This is a genomic window from Chryseobacterium sp. 22543 (genome assembly GCF_052044565.1).
Classification (GTDB): domain Bacteria; phylum Bacteroidota; class Bacteroidia; order Flavobacteriales; family Weeksellaceae; genus Chryseobacterium.
The window spans coordinates 59,479-77,890 of the sequence record NZ_JBQENH010000006.1 but is presented as its reverse complement, the minus strand read 5'-3'; the positions used below and the strand labels follow the sequence as shown (position 1 = coordinate 77,890).

Here is an 18,412-nt window from a genome sequence, read left to right as displayed (position 1 = left end):
TACTTTTTTAAGAATATACAAATCTAAATTAAATTTTATTACCAATTGCTAAGTTTTGATAATAATTATCGTTCTATTAATCAGATTATTCTCGTATTAATTATAGAATTGAAAACTATGATTTTGAATATTATGAATTAAAAATTACTCCAAAAGCTTAATGATTTCTGGTTTCTCATATTTTCGGGCATAATCCAGAGCTGTGTAGCCTGCTGATGTTTTAATCTCTTTTTTTGCTCCATTGGCCAGGAGTTTCTTTGTAAATTCTGTATTTCCATATTTTGCGGCAAACATCAAGGGGGTCTTTCCGTCACATACTTTGTCCAAATCTGCTTTTTCATCAATCAGTTTTTGGAATATCTCTTTACTATTCATTTTAATGGCTAAGCCTAATAAAGTATAGGTGTTGTTTTCAATTTGATAACAGGTATTGATGTTATTTTTATTGATCAGAGTATTAAAATAAGCGGTATTGTCATACTTCAACATTTGTTTGTGTTCATTAGTCAGTTCTTGAGCACTTGTAAATGTTGAAAATACAACCAATGTCAAAATGATTGTTCTTAAGGTTAAACTGAGTTTCATATTATTGATTTTAAGGTTTAAATTCTAATATATCACCAGGCTGGCAATCCAGTGCTGTACAGATGGCTTCTAACGTTGAAATTTTTAAAGCTTTGGCTTTTCCGTTTTTTAAAATGGATAGATTGGCCTGTGTAATCCCTATTTTTTCAGCCAATTCCTGGGATTGCATTTTTCTTTTTGCAAGCATTACATCAATATTGATAATGATCGGCATAATTATATTGTTAAGTCATTTTCAGTTTGTAATTCATACCCCTTTTTAAAAAACTCCATAATGAAAAGGATCATTATTCCTAAGGTGAGGTGAAGTAATATAAACATCGGATCTATACTGTATACAGATTTATCCATGAAATATAAAACGGCACAATAAACCGGGACGAAAATTATATTGAGGATAGAAAATAGTCTGAGGTCTCGGATTACTTTTATATTAAAAATAATCTCTTTGCTCATTCCTTTGAAAATTCTGAACAGATAAAAAGTAAACAGACTGTAAAACCCAATGAAAAATATAATTGAAATAAAGGTATACAGGGTATAGTTTCCTCTGATTACAGAACCGGTTAATGGTATGTTGAATTCAAAGGTTAATGAGTCAGCAGCTGTTTTTGGGACTTCATTGTTGAAATCCCCGGTTTTAAAAGTATCTGAGAAATACTGTGTGTCTTGATGTATATTGAGATATACCATAATGAATCCAAAAATTAAGTAACCTAAATACAGCAGCTGAGCTATTGAGACAGCCAGCAGAATTTTATTTAAAACTGTGGAGACAGATTTTTCACCAATTAATTTCATGCAGTTATTATTTTTAATTGTTGTAAATGTATAAATATTTATCGCAATACGATAAATATTTGTTGTTAATTTTATTTTAAAGTCTTTGATTTGACTTTTTTTTCAGGAGTAATCGGCGGTCAATAGTTATTAAAAACTTTTCATATGCCAACTTTTAATTGCTTTTGAATGAATACTTTTGCTAAGTAAACTAAAAGAAATCATGACAAAATATGTTGAATTTTTGAAAAAAGCATTCAGTGGCGAAGAAACCGACTTTACGAAGGTGAATATCAGAAGTGCTGTATTGCTTTTAGCGATCCCAATGATGCTGGAAATGGCTATGGAATCTGTATTCGCGCTGGTTGACCTATATTTTGTCGGACACCTGAAAGAAAGTGGTTTTGCTATTCAAACTGTAGGACTTACCGAATCTGTACTTTCTGTGATGTATTCTATTGCGATCGGTATGAGTATGGCGGCAACAGCTTTAGTGGCAAGACGAATCGGGGAGAAAAATCCGGAGCAGGCTTCCAGAAGTGCTGCACAGGTATTACTGGTGTCATTTGCTATTACTTTCGTTTTAAGTTTACTGGGAGTGATTTATGCTGAGGAAATCCTGATTTTAATGGGCTCAAAGCCGGAAGCGGCAGCCTATGGAAAGGATTTTACCAGAATTATGATGAGCAGCAGTACAATCATTATGCTGTTATTTTTAATTAATGGTATTTTCAGAGGTGCAGGAAATGCGATGATTGCTATGAAAAGCTTGTGGATCGCGAATATTGCCAATATTATTCTGTGCCCTATACTGATAAAAGGTTTAGGACCCGTTCCCGCTTTGGGATTGACAGGGGCAGCTTTGGCAACTACAATAGGACGAAGTATCGGAGTAATTTACCAGTTGTATCATCTTTTAGTAGCGGATACCCAAATCCGCATAAAGATTCCTTATTTTAAACCGAATTATGAATTAATCAAATCCATTGTAAAGATCGCAACTCCTGGAATCTTTCAGTTTGTTATCGCTTCATGCAGCTGGATTTTCCTCGCAGAATTGGTAGCGACTACAGGGGGCGAAAATGCATCGGCAGGCTATCAGACGGCTTTAAGACTGATGATGTTCTTTATGCTTCCGGCCTGGGGACTGAGCAATGCGGCGTCTACGCTGGTAGGGCAGAATATGGGAGCAAACGAAATGCTGAGAGCAGAACAATCAGTAATGAAAACTGTAAAATATAATGTCATCTTTATGTTGATTGTAAGTCTGATATTTATTTTTATGGGCAATTTTTTAGTTGGTTTTTTCACTCAGGAAACGGCTATTAAAGATTTTGCTAAAAATGCTCTTCAGATTATGAGTACAGGATTTATTTTCTACGGAATCGGGATGGTAATGATCAATGCATTCAATGGAGCCGGCGATACCTGGACACCTACCTGGGTTAATCTTTTTGGATTCTGGCTGTTTCAGATTCCTCTGGCGTATTTTCTGTCAAAATATCTTGAAATGGGTCCAAAAGGAGTCTTTATTTCAATTCCTGCCGCAGAAACCCTGATTACAATAGTTGCGTTTATCTTATTCAAAAAAGGAAAATGGAAAACGATTAAGGTTTAATTTAAAAGGCTGGGTGCTGGAAGCTGGATGTAGGAAATGCTCAAAAGTCTAAAATCCTTAAATTGCCCTTATCAGTAAGATGAAGGTGATAAATGATTCAATAACAAAGAATAGAAGATAGTAGCCTAAAAGTAACTTCCAGCCTTCTTCCTCATACTTCCCTCCTTAATTTATAAAACTTTAACAGCTTCATTAATTGGATTTTAAGCTTACATTTTTTAAATTCGTAATACAACAAATACATAATACTATGGGAAAAGGAGACAAAAAATCAAGAAGAGGAAAAATCAATTCCGGAAGCTATGGTAAAAGAAGACCTAAAAAAGCCTCGAAATCTTTTGTTGCTTCTGAAGAAAAATCTAAAAAGTAAACAAAAATAAAAAGACCGAAGATCATCTCTCCGGTCTTTTTTATGAAAATTAAATTAATTATTTACCACCAAGAATATTACCAAGAATGCTGCCTAAACCGTCGCCGCCTTGCTGTTGGTTTCCACCACCGCCCAATACACTTCCAAGTATATCGTTCAGAGGATTTCCGGATGATTGAGCTTGTCCGCCACCTCCTAAAACACTTCCAAGAATGTCATTTAAAGGATTAGACTGCTGAGCCTGAGCCTGGTTGGAAGCATTCCCAAGAATTCCTCCCAAAAGATCTCCAAGACCACCTGCACCTACATTACTCTGTTGTTTCTGCTGCCCAATGTATCCCATTACAACAGGTGCCAGCATCGCCAGGATAGGACCTATTTTGTCAATTGAAATTCCTGTGTTTTGTGACAGTTGGTTTTCAACAGTGCTTTTTTGCCCTCCAAAGATATGATCAAGAATAGATCCGCCTTCAGCCTGTCTTGCTTCAATCTGAGAAGCGTCATCTAAGATACTTCCATTGTGGTCTTTATCTAAAGCATTATTTAAAGCCTCTGCTTCTTTAGCATCCTGAGATTTATTTCTAAGATAAGAAATAATAAGAGGTGTAGCTACTGCTAATAGGGCGATTACCTGATTTTTGCCGATTCCGAATTTGTTTTCGGCCTGTTCAGCAACCTGGTTGCCTGTGTTCCCTGTAAGTAGGTCAATTAAACTCATTTTTTGTGTTTGTTAGTATTAAGTAAATCAAAGTTATCAAAAAATATGCCTCATAAAATGACCGCCTTTCATAATTATTGTTAAAGTTTTCTGATCTGTTCTTCTGTATAGCCTTTGCCTTTTAGTACTTTAATGTATTCTACAGCACTTATTGTCATCCATTCAATAGGCTCGGGTGCTTGTTTTTTATCAATGGTGAACTCCAGAATACCTGCATTGTTATTCATCCATGGCAGAACATAATAATCCAGACCGCCTTTGTACTCCTTATATGCATGAAATTCTTTTCCTTTCTCCGTTAAAAATGCTGCTTTATAAAAGAGAAGGTATCCCACCGGAATCAACAGGCATACCCAGGAGAATTTTCTTAAACGGGCATACTTTGCGGAAGAAAGACCATATCCTACTGATAACGCAAAAATAATATTGAAGGGTAAAAAGAATACGTAATTATCGGATACCGCATAAAACGTAGAAAATCCATATACACATACTGCACCGGCAGTAAAAACAAAAAACATTTTTCGATTAGTCTTGTATAACAACAGAATACCTGCGACTCCGAAATATGTGAATACATTGAAATTATAAATAAGATATGCCAAAGATTGGAAAAAATCTTTCACATACTGAATTGTACTTTTTTTTAAAGAATCTTCTACCCATGTTCCCTGATCAGAGCTATATGGTGATTTGAAGGGGAGTCCCTGGGAAATATTCAGAATAAATAAAGAGCTAAACAATGCTGCAAAAATGAATAGTGAGGCCACTGCATATTTCTTTTCGTTTCTGAAATAAAATAAGAAGACTAATAAAGAAGGTATCAGCAGTATATTTTGAATATGAACCCATAAGCTGATCCCTAAAAACAGACTGCTTAACAGGATGTAAATTCTTTTCTTTTCAATAACACTTTTTATCATTGAAAAGAAAAAAAGGCTTACCCACAGGGAATTATAAGTATATACTTCTACTATCTCTGCATTTCTCCAAAATGAGAAACTGAAACCGAAAACAAAAGCGGCTGTAAGCGATGCCCATTCTGTTTTTGAAATACTTTTTACCGTGAGATAAATAACAGAAACTGTGGCTGCTCCTGAAGAAACAACCAAAAACCGGCTTGCTTCAATAGCATTAATACCCGCCAGATTTTTAATAAAGATAACAGTATTGATATATAAAAAGTGACTGGTTGCTGAAGCAGTTGTTTCCCATATCCCTTTTTCTGCACTCAACACAAATCCTACACAATCGGCAAAAGGAATTTTTGAAAAACTTCCGAAATAGTAGATACCAAGAAAAATAATAAACAAAAATACAGCTGATAAATATTTGTTCATATTAGTTCTTTATGATAGGAACATTAGAACAGGCTTCTCCAAACATCAGGGATTTTACAATGGGTTTTAACTGTTCAACCAGTTCTATATATGCATTTTCAGGAATATCTTTATCTGAACAGCCTTTTACCAGAACTCTTTTGCCTCTCATTTCTTCAAAATCATGCGTCTGGATAGCATTGTGCATTAAAATAACATCAAGATCCTCCCGGCTTCCGAAGACTATTTTTTTGGCAACATCAGTAAGTTTTGCGGTCAATACAAAATAAGCCCAAAGCGGGATAATCGTATCTACAGAATTGTAAATGTATATGTATGAGTCTTTGTATAGTTCAGTATCTATAGCCTCTACCTTTTCACGAAAATCTTTTTCTTTGAGGATCATTTCCTGAAAAAGAAAATCTTTAAGGTCAATACCTTTTCTTTCTCCCTTTGGAAGTAAAGTGGCAAGGTCAAAATTGATAAGGCCGCTTTCGGCAATTTTATTCCGGATTTCAAATTCTTCTGACATTTTTTATCATTATCTTTGAACAAATTTACGAATTAAGATCATATCTATTTTAATTTGTTCTCTATCCTTACTATAGAAATGAAGTATTATATTATTGCAGGAGAAGCTTCAGGTGATTTGCACGGAAGCAACTTGATGAAAGCCTTAAAACAAAAGGATCCGAATGCGGAGTTTAGGTTTTGGGGTGGTGATCTGATGAAAGCTCAGAGCGGAACACTGGTAAAACATTACCGTGACCTTGCTTTTATGGGGTTTCTGGAAGTGGTGATGAATCTCAGAACCATTCTGAATAATATCAAATTCTGTAAAGAGGATATTCGGAAGAACAGACCTGATGTTTTGATTTTGGTTGATTATCCCGGGTTCAACCTGAGGATTGCCAGATTTGCCAAAGAACTTGGTATCAAAGTCGTGTATTATATTTCTCCGCAGCTTTGGGCATGGAAAGAAGGACGGGTAGAAACTATCAAAAAATATGTGGATGAAATGATGGTGATTCTTCCTTTTGAAGAAGATTTTTACAGAAAACATGGAGTTCATTCTCACTTTGTAGGCCATCCTTTGCTGGATGCTATTTCGGATCTGCAGGAAATCAGTATTGAAAGTTTCAAATCGGAGCACGGACTGAACGAAAAAGAAATCATTGCGCTTCTGCCAGGTTCCAGAGAACAGGAAGTGGAAAAGATGCTTGAAATAATGCTTTCCGTAAGACCGCATTTTAAAAACTATCAGTTTGTAATTGCCGGAGCACCGAGTCTTCCTAAAGAGTTTTATCAGAAATATGTGGATGATAATGTTCATTTTGTATCCAACAAAACATATGATTTGTTAAGATGTTCCAAAGCAGCTCTTGTTACTTCCGGAACAGCTACCTTAGAAACAGCCTTGTTAAATATTCCTGAAGTGGTTTGTTACCGTGGAAGTAAGATTTCCTATGCTATTGCTAAAAGATTAGTGAAAAACATTAATTATATTTCTCTGGTTAATCTTATCATGGACAGAGAAGTAGTGAAAGAATTGATACAAAATGATCTGAATACCAAAAACCTGGTAGAAGAACTCAATAAAATCATAGAAGGAGACAAAAGAACACAGGTTCTGAATGATTACAGCCTTCTGAGAGAAAAATTGGGTGGAAAAGGGGCCAGTGATCATGCTGCTGAGGTGATATTGAAAGTATAGTTTTACCCAAGCTTTTGAGAATTTAATTTACTTTTTAACTATGAATTATTGTAACCGTTTTCTGTTATTATTGGTATTTATATTGTTTTTCTCGAAAAGTGCCGCACAGCAAAGCAGCTCAAGAGATAAAGTTCAGATATTTTATTATGGATGGTATGGAAATCCTGAAACGGACGCAAGTTACCAACATTGGAATCATGAGATCTTACCTCACTGGAGTAATCCGAAGTGGAACAATCTTGGCCACCACAAAGGTGGAGATGATATTGGTGCCAATTTTTATCCAGCACTTGGAAATTACAGTTCCAATGATGCAAAGATCATTGAAAAACATATGAAAATGATCAAAGAATCCGGAGTGGGAGTAGTTGTTGTCAGCTGGCTGGGAAAAGATTCATTCACGGATAAAAGTCTTATCAAATACCTCGATATTGCCGATCATTTTGATTTAAAAATTGCATTTCACATTGAGCCGTTTTATAAAAATACTTCGGAATTAAAAGAACAGCTTTCTTATCTCGTAAAAACATATTCCGGTCATCACGCCTTCTATAAAAAGGAAGGAAAACCATTGTTTTATGTTTACGACAGTTATAAAATTTCTAAAGAAGAATGGTCTGAAATGCTATCTAAAGACGGAGAAAAAACGGTTAGAAATACAGATCTGGATGCTCTTTACATTGGATTATGGGTTGAAAAAGGCGATACGAAATTTTTTGATTCATCGGGATTTGATGGTTTCTATACTTATTTTGCCAGCGAAGGATTTGTGTATGGAAGTACAATTGCTAACTGGGATTTTATGGCCAGCTATGCTAAAGACCACCATCTGATTTTTATCCCTTGTGTAGGGCCCGGTTATTCAGATACAAGAATCCGTCCGTGGAATGAAGCCAACTTCAAAAGCAGAAACAATGGGAAGTATTACGAAAATATGTTTGATGCTGCCATCAAAGTAAATCCGGACTTCATCGGAATCACATCATTCAATGAATGGCATGAAGGAACACAGATAGAACCTGCTATTCCTAAAAAAGTGGGAGATTTCAAATATGAAGATTATGGGAAAGATCCTTTATTTTATATCAAAGAAACGAAGCGTTTGGCGGATAAATTTCTGAAAAAGAAATAACACACTTTCAATCTTTGATTTCATAGCAAAAAATCAAGTGTTCTGTTGATAACTTTAATATGCTGCGAAGTGCTTATTTGGTTATTCAAGAGATAATACTTCATGGATTAATTATCTATTTTACAAGGATAATTAATTGAAATTGCAAAAGCAGCCTCTTCTTATTCTGGTTATATGTTTTATCCTTGGAATTTTTTTTCAAGAGAAAATGGTATTGACAGGTATTGCACTTTATTTGGTTATTGTGATCTGCCTGATTATTTTGGCTGCAATATGTTTTCATTCTTATTTCTTACATAAAATCAAAGCTTTTTTGCTGGGACTTCTATTCTTTGGAACAGGGATTATTCTTCATTTTCATAATACTTTTTCAGCGGATGTTTCTTCATTTGTAAAGAAAAAAGAAACAGTTACTTTTACAATCTCTCAAAAATTAAATACTACTGAGAAATATAAAAAATATGAAGGGACAGCACAGGTAGGAAACACAACTTTTAACTCAATAGTGTATGTTCCGAAGGATATCAAAGAGTTGGATTTTCTTCATTATTACAAAGCGGAAGCTTATATAACACAACCAAAAACGCCCCAATATGATTTTCAGTTCCACTATGCCAGATATTTGAGACGAAAACATATTAATTATCAGGTTTATCTTTCAAAAGAAATTGTATCTGCAGAACGTGATGATTTAACTCCTGCAGATAAGCTGCGCCAATATAGATTTTTGGTTCTCAAAAATATTGATGAAACCGGAATTTCAGGAAAAACCAAAGAATTTTTAAAAGGAATCATTCTGGCAGACCGTACAGAGATTGATGCAGATACTGTACAGGATTTCAATAAATCCGGACTGGTTCATTTTCTCGCCATTTCCGGAACTCATATTGTAGTTATTTTCGGGATGTTTTACTTTTTGCTGATTCGTTGTATTCCCTTAAAATTCAGAAAATATGCAGTCGTTCTAAGTCTGGTTTTTATTTGGCTGTTTGCTGCTTTTATCGGATTTGGAAATTCAGTGCTGCGTTCCTGTATCATGCTGAGTGTCTATTTTATTTTTGTATTGCTTCAGCGGAAACCAGACCTGCTTCATTCATTGGCTTTATCCGCTTTTTTTATTTTGATTGGAGATACACAGCAGTTTTTCGATGTAGGATTCCAGCTCAGTTTTTTGGCCGTTTTGGGGATTTTTTGGCTGAATCAGCCTCTCTTGAAATATTTTCCAAAACAAGATAATTACCTTAAAAAACTCCTGTTTAATACCATTACAATATCTTTATCTGCTCAATTGGCAACACTTCCTTTGGTACTGTACTACTTTCATCAGTTTTCATTCATTTCAATCGTTGCAAATATTGTCATTGTTCCTTTTTCAGAAATAATCATCGTTTTTTCATTCCTAATGACAGCTCTTATTTCTTTTGGGATTGACTTTGAACTTATAAATGGGATATATGATTTTGTTATTCAGATTTTGCTGAAAATAATCCATTGGTTTGCTGAGGTTGATGTATTATTCTTTGAAAACATTCCAATGAACGGATTGGAGGTGCTGTCAGTGTTTATGATTGTCTATTTATTAAGATCAGTCATCTTAAAATTCAATGTTAAAAATTCTTCAAGACTGATGATGGCTGTCGTCGTATTTCTGATTATAAGAACGGGAAGTAATGTGTTTGAAAATCAGAGAGAAGAAGTCTTGATTCATACATTCAACAAAACCAATATTTTTTCAATAAAAAAGGGGGATAAGGCTTGTTTCTGGATTTCGGATATGGAAAATAAGGACAAGGTTTTACAGTTTGTTGTGAAGCCTTACTGCTCTTCTCGAAGAATAAATCATTTTGAACTTAAAACCTTTTCAGATTCAGTTCAAAAAGTAGTTTTCAGGAATGAGAGTTACGATTTGAGATAATGGTTATCATTTATGTGTTTTCCTGCATTTATAATGTATGGAATTCTTATTTAGAAACATTACAAACTGTCTATTTGTGAGATTTCTCACTTTTCGATATTGTTAAACTTTCTGAATTTTGTAGAAATTCAAATTTAAACTTATATGGCAGGTTTAACGAGTTCTACGATAGGTAGAAAATATGCTATGGCATTATCAGCTCTATTTTTGCTGATTTTTCTTATACTGCATTTGACGACCAATTTGTTATCAGTTCTGAATAAGGATGCATTCAATACAGCATCAGACTTCATGGGCTATAATCCTTTTGTGCAGTTCTTAATGCAGCCTATTCTTGGTTTTGCAGTAATTTTCCATTTCATTATGGGATTTGTGCTTGAGATCAAGAATAATAAAGCGCGTCCGGTAAAGTATGCAGCAAACAATGCATCTGTGAATTCTTCATGGATGTCCAGAAATATGATTATTTCGGGTGCTGTTATTTTAGCTTTCCTAGCGCTTCACTTATATGATTTCTGGCTGCATGAAATCAATTACAAGTATGTAGAAGGATTGACTCCGGATGCAGAACGTTTCTGGCCGGAACTTCATGAGAAGTTTGCTGATCTTTGGAGAGTGGCTTTGTATGTGATCTCTTTTGTTTTATTAGGATTACACCTTGCTCACGGATTCCAGTCTTCATTCCAGTCTATCGGAGCAAGACATCCAAAATATACGCCGGTGATCAAAGCTTTCGGGAAATGGTATTCAATCCTTATTCCTGCAGGATTCATCATCGTAGCAGTTTTCCATTTTATAACTCAATAATATCAATATACTAATATGAGTAAATTAGATTCAAGAATTCCAGCGGGTCCTCTTAAAGACAAGTGGAAAAATCATAAAGACCATATGAACCTTGTTGCACCAAACAACAGAGATAAGATTGATATTATTGTTGTAGGTACGGGTTTGGCAGGAGGTTCTGCAGCAGCTACATTGGCTGAGCAAGGATACAACGTAAAAGCGTTCTGCTACCAGGATTCACCAAGAAGAGCACACTCTATTGCAGCTCAGGGAGGGATCAACGCAGCTAAGAATTACCAGGGTGACGGTGACTCTACTTACAGATTATTCTACGATACCATCAAAGGTGGTGACTATAGAGCAAGAGAGGCCAACGTTTACAGATTAGCTGAAGTTTCTGCAAATATTATTGACCAGTGTGTTTCCCAAGGGGTTCCTTTCGGTAGAGATTACGGTGGTCAGCTAGATAACCGTTCATTTGGTGGGGTTCAGGTAAAAAGAACTTTCTATGCAAAAGGACAAACAGGACAGCAGCTATTATTAGGTGCTTATTCTTCTATGAGCCGTCAGATCGGTAAAGGAAGAATTAAAATGTACAACCGTCATGAAATGCTAGATCTAGTTATTGTTGACGGAAAAGCAAGAGGAATTATTGCGAGAAACCTTGTGACAGGTGAAATTGAAAGACATTCTGCTCACGCTGTAGTAATTGCTTCAGGAGGATACGGAAACGTATATTTCCTTTCTACCAATGCTATGGGATCAAACGTTTCTGCAGCTTGGAAAATCCACAAAAAAGGAGCTTACTTCGCAAACCCTTGTTATGTACAGATTCACCCGACTTGTATTCCTGTTCATGGAACACAGCAGTCTAAACTGACTTTGATGTCTGAATCATTAAGAAACTCAGGAAGAATCTGGGTTCCTAAGAAAATTGAAGATTCTGTAGCCATCAGAGAAGGTAAATTAAGACCTGAAAATATTAAAGAAGAAGATAGAGATTACTATTTAGAAAGAAGATATCCTGCATTTGGTAACTTGGTTCCTCGTGACGTTGCGTCTAGAGCGGGTAAAGAAAGATGTGATGCTGGTTTCGGAATCGAAAATAATGATACTAAAGAAGGTGTTTACTTAGATTTCTCTACAGAAATTATCAAAAAAGGTAAAGAAGCTGCTATTGAAAAGCATATTCATAATCCTAGTGAACAGCAAATTTACGACCTTGGAAAAGCTTGGATTGAAGAAAAATATGGTAACCTATTTGTAATGTACGAAAAGATTACTGCTGATGATCCTTACAAAACTCCAATGAAGATTTATCCTGCGGTTCACTACACAATGGGAGGTGTTTGGGTTGATTATAACCTTCAGTCTACAATTCCTGGATGTTTCGTAATTGGTGAAGCTAACTTCTCAGATCACGGAGCCAACAGACTTGGGGCTTCTGCATTGATGCAGGGTCTTGCGGACGGATATTTCGTGCTTCCTTATACAATTGCAGATTATCTTTCTGCAGATATCAGAACAGGAACTATTCCTACCAATTCAGGAGCGTTTGACGAAGCTGAAAAAGGAATTAAAGAAAAAATAGATTTCTTCTTAAATAATAAAGGAACTCATTCTGTAGACCACTTCCATAAGCAATTAGGAAACATTATGTGGAACAAAGTAGGAATGGGAAGAACTCCTGAAGGGTTAAGAGAGGCAATCATAGAAATTGAAGAAGTGAAAAACGATTTCTGGAAAAACGTAAAAGTTCCAGGAGATGGTGAAGGAATGAACACTGAACTTGAAAAAGCATTCAGAGTAGCAGACTTCCTTGAACTTGGACAATTAATGGCTATTGATGCATTACACAGAAATGAATCTTGTGGTGGGCATTTTAGAGAAGATCATGCTACTCCGGAAGGTGAAGCAGAAAGAGATGACGTAAACTTCAAATATGTAGGAGCTTGGGAATATCAGGGTGATGATATCAAACAAGAAATTCTGCATAAAGAAGAACTTATCTATGACAATATCGAAGTTAAAGCGAGAAGTTACAAATAATCTCCAACCTATAAATATAACATTATGAGTGCAAAAAAAGGCCTTCATCTTACGCTGAAAATTTGGAGACAAAAAAATAGTAAAACTAAAGGTCAGTTTGAGACCTACAAAATATCAGATGTATCTACAGACTCTTCATTTTTGGAAATGCTGGATATTCTGAATGAAAACTTAATTAACGAGGGAAAAGAACCTATCGCTTTCGACCACGACTGTCGTGAAGGAATCTGCGGTATGTGTTCACTTTACATCAATGGTAGAGCTCACGGGCCGGATACAGGGATCACAACCTGCCAGCTTCACATGAGAATGTTCAAAGATGGAGAAACGATCGTTATTGAACCTTGGAGAAGTGCTGCTTTCCCTGTTATCAAAGATTTGATGGTAGACAGAAGCGCATTCGACAGAGTAATGGCAGCAGGAGGTTTCATCTCTGTAAATACTTCCGGTAATACATTGGATGCTAACGCAATTCCGGTTCCAAAAGAAGATGCAGACAAAGCAATGGATGCAGCTGCTTGTATTGGATGTGGAGCTTGTGTAGCGACTTGTAAAAACGGATCTGCAATGCTATTTGTAGGCGCTAAAGTTTCTCAGTATGCATTACTTCCTCAAGGTAGAGTAGAAGCTAAAAGAAGAGTTCTGAACATGGTGAAAGCTATGGATGAAGAAGGATTCGGTAACTGTTCAAACACCGGAGCATGTGAAGTAGAATGTCCTAAAGGTATTTCTCTTGAAAACATCGCAAGAATGAACAGAGAATACATGGCTGCTCTTGTAGATCAAGGATAGAATTGATTCAAATACATAAAAAATCGCCTTCATTTTTGGAGGCGATTTTTTTATGAAATGCTAAGTCCTGTTAAAGTTTGTTAACTTATTAGCAGGTTTTAGTCATTCTTTATTTAATAAGTATATATTTGGAGGGTAGTTGAAACATTTTTTTTAAACTTTCAAATACAGCATGCCACTCAGAAAGAGACAATTGAAATAATTGGAATAACCCTCTTGAAAGGTGATAATAAAATTTTTAAAAAAAATAATTAGTGTGAATTAGCAAGCCCTAAAAAGCGTATTTTTGTGTAATATTAAAAATTGAAATGAAAAAATATCTTTTATTGTTTATCATCACAGTTTTTGTGATGTCTTGTTCAAAAAAAGTAGAAGTAAAAGGAAAAATTACTGGAAGCTCATCATTAGAAAGAATTGAATTTGTAGAAGCTTCAGGAGTAGGAACCCTGCCTTTGATTAATATAGGTTTAGATAAAGACGGAAACTTTTCAGGAAGCTTTGATGCTCCTAAAGACGGTATGTACGTGATCAACTATGCGGGCAGACAAAACCTGATTTATCTTGAAGGAGGACAAAAAGTGAATATTTCAGGAAACGGAACTACTTTCCCAAATGAATTTGTGATTACCGGAGATGCTAAAAAGAATAATGATTTTCTTACAGCTTCTCAAAAGTTCTTAGCTGAATATGGTACTAAAGTTAATATAGCTGCCTTAATGGGTGGAGATGAAGCGGCATTCCTTAAAGGTATGCATAAAATTGAAGCAGATATTAATAAAAATGTAGATGATCTTGCAAAGAAAAATAATCCTAGCAAAGCACTTTTGGAGTGGAAGAAAAATGATGTGAAAGTTACCATTCTTAATTTGATTGCCAACTATGAAATGTCTCACGGACCAATGTCTGGAAACCCATCTTACAAAGCTACTAAAGCATTAAAGGATTACGAAGCTCAGTTGGAAACAGATAAAGAAGCGATGGTGAAAACAATCCCTCTTTACAGACAATATCTTCTTGTAAAAATGACTCCGGATTTCCAGAAGTATGCAGAAGCAAACAGCAAAGGAAAAACAGGAATTACAACTTCTGAGATGTTTGCTCAGTACTTAAAAACAAAGAAAGATTTATCTCAGACTGCAAAAGATTATCTTTTGGCATTTGTAATGGCTCAGGCGGATATTCATCCAACAACTCCGGCTGCAAACATTGATAAAATCAAAAAGATTATTGATTCAGATATTAAAGATGCTACCATTAAAAGTGACCTTTTAAAAATGCAGGTGGCTATTACTGGGCTTAAAATCGGAGATGCAGCTCCTGAAGCAGCTGTAGCAAAGCAGGATGGAAAGGCTTATAAACTTTCTGAAAACAAAGGAAAACCCTATATGCTATTCTTCTACGCTTCATGGAATCCTTACATCAGTGAAGCTACAGTACCTGTATTAAAAGAAGTAGTAAACTTTTATAAGTCTAAAATGAACTTTGTGTTTGTAAACGTAGATGACACAAAAGATCAGTTCATTAAAACAAGCAATTCTCTTTTAAAAGGAATTCAGGGAGTGAATGTTTACGGAGAAGGAGGTCTGAACTCTGATATTGCTAAGAAATATGGTGTATACGGATTCAAATTACCTTGCTTTGTGATCATCGATAAAGATGGTAAAATTGCCAGCAGATCATTTGTAAACCTTGGTGAGCAGGAACTGGTAACTATTCTGGATAAACAGACTGGTCTTTCGGCTCCAAAAGCAGAACCAATGCAGATGCAGCCACAATTACAGCTTGATCCTTCTGCAGCTCAGCAGCAAGCTCCACAGCCAGCAAATCCACAGCCGGCTCCAACAAAATAATAAACTTTAACACAGTATAGAAACCTTATCTTCGGATAAGGTTTTTTTTATTGTATTTTTGCAAACTGAAGCGTAAAAGTTTCAATTAGGAAAATAGAAAATTTTAGAATGAGTAGGAAGAAAAAAAGAGATTTAATTCTTGAAAATATAAAGCTATTGACTGCCGGAGCAAAAGGAGTGGCAATAGGAAGGACAGAAGAAGGAAAAGCTGTAATGGTTTCAGGAGCTATTCCAGGTGATATTGTAAATGTAAGAGTGAAAAAAGCGAAGTCAAAATATTATGAAGGCGAAGCGGTTGAAGTTATTGAAAAATCACCTTACAGAGCAGATCCAAAATGTGTTCATTTCGGAACTTGTGGAGGCTGCAAATGGCAGAACATGAGCTACGAAAAGCAGCTTGATTTTAAACAGGAAGAAGTATATAATAATATTAAAAGAATCGGTGGAATTGATGACTTTGAGACGGTATCAATTCTGGGAGCTGAAGAACAGTATTTTTATAGAAATAAAATGGAATTCTCCTTCTCAAATGCAAGATGGCTTACTCAATATGAAATCAGTTCTGAAGAAAACTTCGGAAGTAAAGATGCGTTAGGATTCCATATTCCCGGAATGTGGAGTAAAATTCTTGATTTAAAAGAATGTTTCCTTCAGGAAGACCCTTCCAATGCAATAAGACTGGCTGTAAAAGAATATGGAGTAAACAACGGTCTGGATTTCTTTGATGTAAGAAACCAGGAAGGTTTTTTAAGAACCTTGATGATGAGACAAAATTCCAAAGGAGAATGGATGGTTCTTTTCCAGCTTTACAGAGAAGAAAAAGAAAACAGAGAAAAACTTTTTGAATTCTTACTGGAAAAATTCCCGCAGATTAAAACATTAGTATATGCTATCAATCCTAAGCAGAATGATTCCATTTACGATTTAAATATCAATGTATATTTTGGAGAAGGTTACCTTATGGAAGAAATGGACGGACTGCAGTTTAAGATAGGCCCGAAATCATTCTTCCAGACCAACTACAAACAGGCTTTGGAACTGTACAGAAAGACACTTGAATTTGCAGATCTGAAAGGAGATGAAGTTGTATATGACCTTTATACAGGGACAGGAACAATTGCTCAGTATGTAGCGAGAAATGCAAAACAGGTAATCGGAATAGAATCTGTACAGGAAGCCATAGATGCTGCTATAGAACATGCTGCATTGAATGGTCTTACTAACTGTACTTTCTATTGTGGAGACATGAAGGATATCTTCAATGACGAATTTATGGCAACTCATCCTAAAGCAGATGTATTAATTACAGATCCACCAAGAGACGGAATGCACCAGAAGGTCGTAGAACAGATCTTAAAGCTTTCACCGGAAAAAGTAGTTTACGTAAGCTGTAATTCTGCAACACAGGCGAGAGACCTTGCCTTGATGAAAGACCATTATACTTTAGTGAAGATTTTGCCGGTAGACATGTTCCCACAAACACACCATGTTGAGAACATTGCGTTGCTGATTAAAAAATAATTTTATCTAAATTTGAATTTCAAATCTTAATATGAAGTACTTTAAATTTCTGATAGCGATCTGTTTTTTAGGAATGCTTTTTTCCTGTGGAGGAGATGATGATATTTGTGAAAGCGGAGAAGGAACTCCCAGAATGAAGGTGGCTTTCAGATCACTGGCTACTGGAAAAGAGACGACCCTGGATACCCTTTATGTCGCAGTAGATTATGGAGCAGGAAAAGTGGATCTTGGAAAACTTGCAAAAATTGATTCCCGGTTAATTCCTTTACGGGTTGACAGCTCACCTTATACTGACGTTTATTTTAAACTTACCTATAATGGAGCAGAATCTAAAGTAAGAATTAATTATAGTACGAAGTCAACGTATGTTTCTCCCGGATGCGGAATCAAAAAATCTTACGAGAATTTAAGTTCAGAATTAGTAACTCCGAATCCTGTTCAGAAGCTGGAAGCCGGACAAAATCAAATAGAGAATGAAGACAAGACTAATCTTTACCTTTCTTTTTAGTTTATTGGGAATAATAAACTGGGCACAAGACAAAAAAAAGGAAGCAGAGAAGAAGGTTCAGGAGAAATATGAACCCAATTTTATGGTTGGCCTTGATGTACTGAATACCGGAGCCGGTTTTTTTTCTGACAGAAAATTGTATCAGGGATTTATTTCTTCAAAAATCAGAGGAAATCTCCATGCTGTTGCAGAGGCAGGTTTTGAAAAAAATGTGTATCAGAAAAATGGTTATGATGCGAAGGCAAGCGGTCCTTTCGTGAAATTGGGTGCATTCTATATGCTTGCAAAAGATGCAGAGAATGAATTCAATGGATTTTATGCAGGAGGAAAAGCTGCCGGATCATTTTATAATCAGGAGTATATGGCAATTCCTGTTCGTGGATTTGGGGGAAGCAATTCTTCAGAAGCCTTTCCTTCATCATCACAGTCATCTTTTTGGCTGGAAGGTACGTTGGGAGGCAGAGTACAATTATTTAATTCCAATTTCTACATCGATGTGAATCTTCAGCCAAGATATATGGTATATACTTCCAAGCAGGATGATATCTCTCCCATGATCGTTCCGGGCTTCGGAAAAAGTTCTTCAAAATTCAATATGGGATTTGCATGGAATATTGCATATAAGTTTTAGAAATATTATTTCTTGACATTTAAAATATATAAAACACAAACTTTAGACTACTCTAAAGTTTGTGTTTTTTTTAATGGATATCGTTGATGAGTGTATTATGTTGAAAAATATTAACTTATTTTAC

General features: G+C 35.6%; 18 protein-coding genes. 12 read left to right on the top strand and 6 right to left on the bottom strand.

Going from position 1 to position 18,412, the window contains the following annotated elements; all coding sequences use genetic code 11:
- Positions 1-144: 144 nt before the first annotated feature.
- The 3 genes from ACTJIP_RS19270 to ACTJIP_RS19260 are packed head-to-tail and all read right to left on the bottom strand — an operon-like array spanning position 145 to position 1,386.
- A complete protein-coding gene (locus tag ACTJIP_RS19270) occupies positions 145-585 on the bottom strand; it encodes an ankyrin repeat domain-containing protein (RefSeq protein WP_077418858.1) in 441 nt (146 codons plus the stop codon).
- Positions 586-595: 10 nt separating this feature from the next.
- Complete coding sequence (locus tag ACTJIP_RS19265; RefSeq protein ID WP_077418859.1) at positions 596-799, bottom strand: helix-turn-helix domain-containing protein; 204 nt, start codon at positions 797-799, stop codon at positions 596-598.
- Positions 800-801: 2 nt separating this feature from the next.
- A complete protein-coding gene (locus ACTJIP_RS19260) occupies positions 802-1,386 on the bottom strand; it encodes a DUF2975 domain-containing protein (protein WP_077418860.1) in 585 nt (194 codons plus the stop codon).
- 202 nt (positions 1,387-1,588) lie between these two features.
- Between ACTJIP_RS19260 and ACTJIP_RS19255 the strand changes: the two genes are divergently transcribed.
- Entirely contained in the window at positions 1,589-2,983 is a 1,395-nt protein-coding gene (locus ACTJIP_RS19255; protein ID WP_077418861.1) for an MATE family efflux transporter, read from the top strand.
- Positions 2,984-3,233: 250 nt separating this feature from the next.
- Positions 3,234-3,353, top strand: coding sequence for a 30S ribosomal protein THX (locus ACTJIP_RS19250; RefSeq protein WP_002976304.1), 120 nt, complete (start codon positions 3,234-3,236; stop codon positions 3,351-3,353).
- A 58-nt stretch (positions 3,354-3,411) separates the two neighbouring features.
- Here ACTJIP_RS19250 and ACTJIP_RS19245 read toward each other — a convergent pair whose 3' ends face one another.
- The 3 genes from ACTJIP_RS19245 to ACTJIP_RS19235 form a co-directional block, all read right to left on the bottom strand.
- Positions 3,412-4,071 carry a DUF937 domain-containing protein gene (locus tag ACTJIP_RS19245; protein ID WP_440704962.1) on the bottom strand — a complete coding sequence of 220 codons (660 nt, stop codon included), beginning with the start codon at positions 4,069-4,071 and terminating at the stop codon, positions 3,412-3,414.
- Positions 4,072-4,151: 80 nt separating this feature from the next.
- A complete protein-coding gene (locus ACTJIP_RS19240) occupies positions 4,152-5,411 on the bottom strand; it encodes a protein O-mannosyl-transferase family (RefSeq protein ID WP_440704961.1) in 1,260 nt (419 codons plus the stop codon).
- Position 5,412: 1 nt separating this feature from the next.
- Positions 5,413-5,922: a DUF2480 family protein gene (locus ACTJIP_RS19235; protein WP_077418864.1), complete on the bottom strand. Its 510-nt coding sequence runs from the start codon at positions 5,920-5,922 to the stop codon at positions 5,413-5,415.
- A gap of 78 nt (positions 5,923-6,000) precedes the next feature.
- Here ACTJIP_RS19235 and lpxB point away from each other — a divergent pair, with 78 nt between their 5' ends.
- The 10 genes from lpxB (at position 6,001) to ACTJIP_RS19185 (ending at position 18,288) form a co-directional block, all read left to right on the top strand.
- Positions 6,001-7,104, top strand: a complete 1,104-nt coding sequence (gene lpxB / locus ACTJIP_RS19230) for a lipid-A-disaccharide synthase (protein WP_440704960.1) — start codon at positions 6,001-6,003, stop codon at positions 7,102-7,104.
- 40 nt (positions 7,105-7,144) lie between these two features.
- The gene (locus ACTJIP_RS19225; RefSeq protein WP_440704959.1) at positions 7,145-8,236 is read left to right on the top strand and encodes a glycoside hydrolase family 99 protein; all 1,092 of its coding nucleotides are present in this window, start codon (positions 7,145-7,147) and stop codon (positions 8,234-8,236) included.
- Between the two features lie 136 nt (positions 8,237-8,372).
- Positions 8,373-10,151 (top strand): ComEC/Rec2 family competence protein, encoded by a 1,779-nt coding sequence (locus ACTJIP_RS19220; RefSeq protein ID WP_440704958.1) that lies wholly within the window; start codon positions 8,373-8,375, stop codon positions 10,149-10,151.
- Between the two features lie 144 nt (positions 10,152-10,295).
- Positions 10,296-10,958 carry a succinate dehydrogenase cytochrome b subunit gene (locus tag ACTJIP_RS19215; protein WP_047386045.1) on the top strand — a complete coding sequence of 221 codons (663 nt, stop codon included), beginning with the start codon at positions 10,296-10,298 and terminating at the stop codon, positions 10,956-10,958.
- A 15-nt stretch (positions 10,959-10,973) separates the two neighbouring features.
- Entirely contained in the window at positions 10,974-12,986 is a 2,013-nt protein-coding gene (locus ACTJIP_RS19210; RefSeq protein ID WP_077418868.1) for a fumarate reductase/succinate dehydrogenase flavoprotein subunit, read from the top strand.
- A 24-nt stretch (positions 12,987-13,010) separates the two neighbouring features.
- A complete protein-coding gene (locus tag ACTJIP_RS19205; protein ID WP_062675785.1) occupies positions 13,011-13,778 on the top strand; it encodes a succinate dehydrogenase/fumarate reductase iron-sulfur subunit in 768 nt (255 codons plus the stop codon).
- Between the two features lie 308 nt (positions 13,779-14,086).
- Positions 14,087-15,628, top strand: a complete 1,542-nt coding sequence (locus ACTJIP_RS19200; RefSeq protein ID WP_077418869.1) for a TlpA family protein disulfide reductase — start codon at positions 14,087-14,089, stop codon at positions 15,626-15,628.
- A 108-nt stretch (positions 15,629-15,736) separates the two neighbouring features.
- On the top strand, positions 15,737-17,149 hold the full coding sequence (gene rlmD, locus ACTJIP_RS19195; protein ID WP_077418870.1) for a 23S rRNA (uracil(1939)-C(5))-methyltransferase RlmD: 1,413 nt from the start codon (positions 15,737-15,739) through the stop codon (positions 17,147-17,149).
- Positions 17,150-17,180: 31 nt separating this feature from the next.
- On the top strand, positions 17,181-17,657 hold the full coding sequence (locus ACTJIP_RS19190; RefSeq protein ID WP_077418871.1) for a DUF6452 family protein: 477 nt from the start codon (positions 17,181-17,183) through the stop codon (positions 17,655-17,657).
- Positions 17,623-18,288, top strand: a complete 666-nt coding sequence (locus ACTJIP_RS19185) for a DUF6048 family protein (protein WP_180564669.1) — start codon at positions 17,623-17,625, stop codon at positions 18,286-18,288. Before ACTJIP_RS19190 ends, ACTJIP_RS19185 begins: the two co-directional genes overlap by 35 nt.
- Positions 18,289-18,412: the final 124 nt, after the last annotated feature.

Bases quoted from the DNA above. Each gene is read 5' to 3' on its own strand.
- ACTJIP_RS19270 (WP_077418858.1), bottom strand. From the start codon at position 585: ATGAAACTCAGTTTAACCTTAAGAACAATCATTTTGACATTGGTTGTA.
- ACTJIP_RS19265 (WP_077418859.1), bottom strand. From the start codon at position 799: ATGCCGATCATTATCAATATTGATGTAATGCTTGCAAAAAGAAAAATG.
- ACTJIP_RS19260 (WP_077418860.1), bottom strand. From the start codon at position 1,386: ATGAAATTAATTGGTGAAAAATCTGTCTCCACAGTTTTAAATAAAATT.
- ACTJIP_RS19255 (WP_077418861.1), top strand. From the start codon at position 1,589: ATGACAAAATATGTTGAATTTTTGAAAAAAGCATTCAGTGGCGAAGAA.
- ACTJIP_RS19250 (WP_002976304.1), top strand. From the start codon at position 3,234: ATGGGAAAAGGAGACAAAAAATCAAGAAGAGGAAAAATCAATTCCGGA.
- ACTJIP_RS19245 (WP_440704962.1), bottom strand. From the start codon at position 4,071: ATGAGTTTAATTGACCTACTTACAGGGAACACAGGCAACCAGGTTGCT.
- ACTJIP_RS19240 (WP_440704961.1), bottom strand. From the start codon at position 5,411: ATGAACAAATATTTATCAGCTGTATTTTTGTTTATTATTTTTCTTGGT.
- ACTJIP_RS19235 (WP_077418864.1), bottom strand. From the start codon at position 5,922: ATGTCAGAAGAATTTGAAATCCGGAATAAAATTGCCGAAAGCGGCCTT.
- lpxB (WP_440704960.1), top strand. From the start codon at position 6,001: ATGAAGTATTATATTATTGCAGGAGAAGCTTCAGGTGATTTGCACGGA.
- ACTJIP_RS19225 (WP_440704959.1), top strand. From the start codon at position 7,145: ATGAATTATTGTAACCGTTTTCTGTTATTATTGGTATTTATATTGTTT.
- ACTJIP_RS19215 (WP_047386045.1), top strand. From the start codon at position 10,296: ATGGCAGGTTTAACGAGTTCTACGATAGGTAGAAAATATGCTATGGCA.
- ACTJIP_RS19210 (WP_077418868.1), top strand. From the start codon at position 10,974: ATGAGTAAATTAGATTCAAGAATTCCAGCGGGTCCTCTTAAAGACAAG.
- ACTJIP_RS19205 (WP_062675785.1), top strand. From the start codon at position 13,011: ATGAGTGCAAAAAAAGGCCTTCATCTTACGCTGAAAATTTGGAGACAA.
- ACTJIP_RS19200 (WP_077418869.1), top strand. From the start codon at position 14,087: ATGAAAAAATATCTTTTATTGTTTATCATCACAGTTTTTGTGATGTCT.
- rlmD (WP_077418870.1), top strand. From the start codon at position 15,737: ATGAGTAGGAAGAAAAAAAGAGATTTAATTCTTGAAAATATAAAGCTA.
- ACTJIP_RS19190 (WP_077418871.1), top strand. From the start codon at position 17,181: ATGAAGTACTTTAAATTTCTGATAGCGATCTGTTTTTTAGGAATGCTT.
- ACTJIP_RS19185 (WP_180564669.1), top strand. From the start codon at position 17,623: ATGAAGACAAGACTAATCTTTACCTTTCTTTTTAGTTTATTGGGAATA.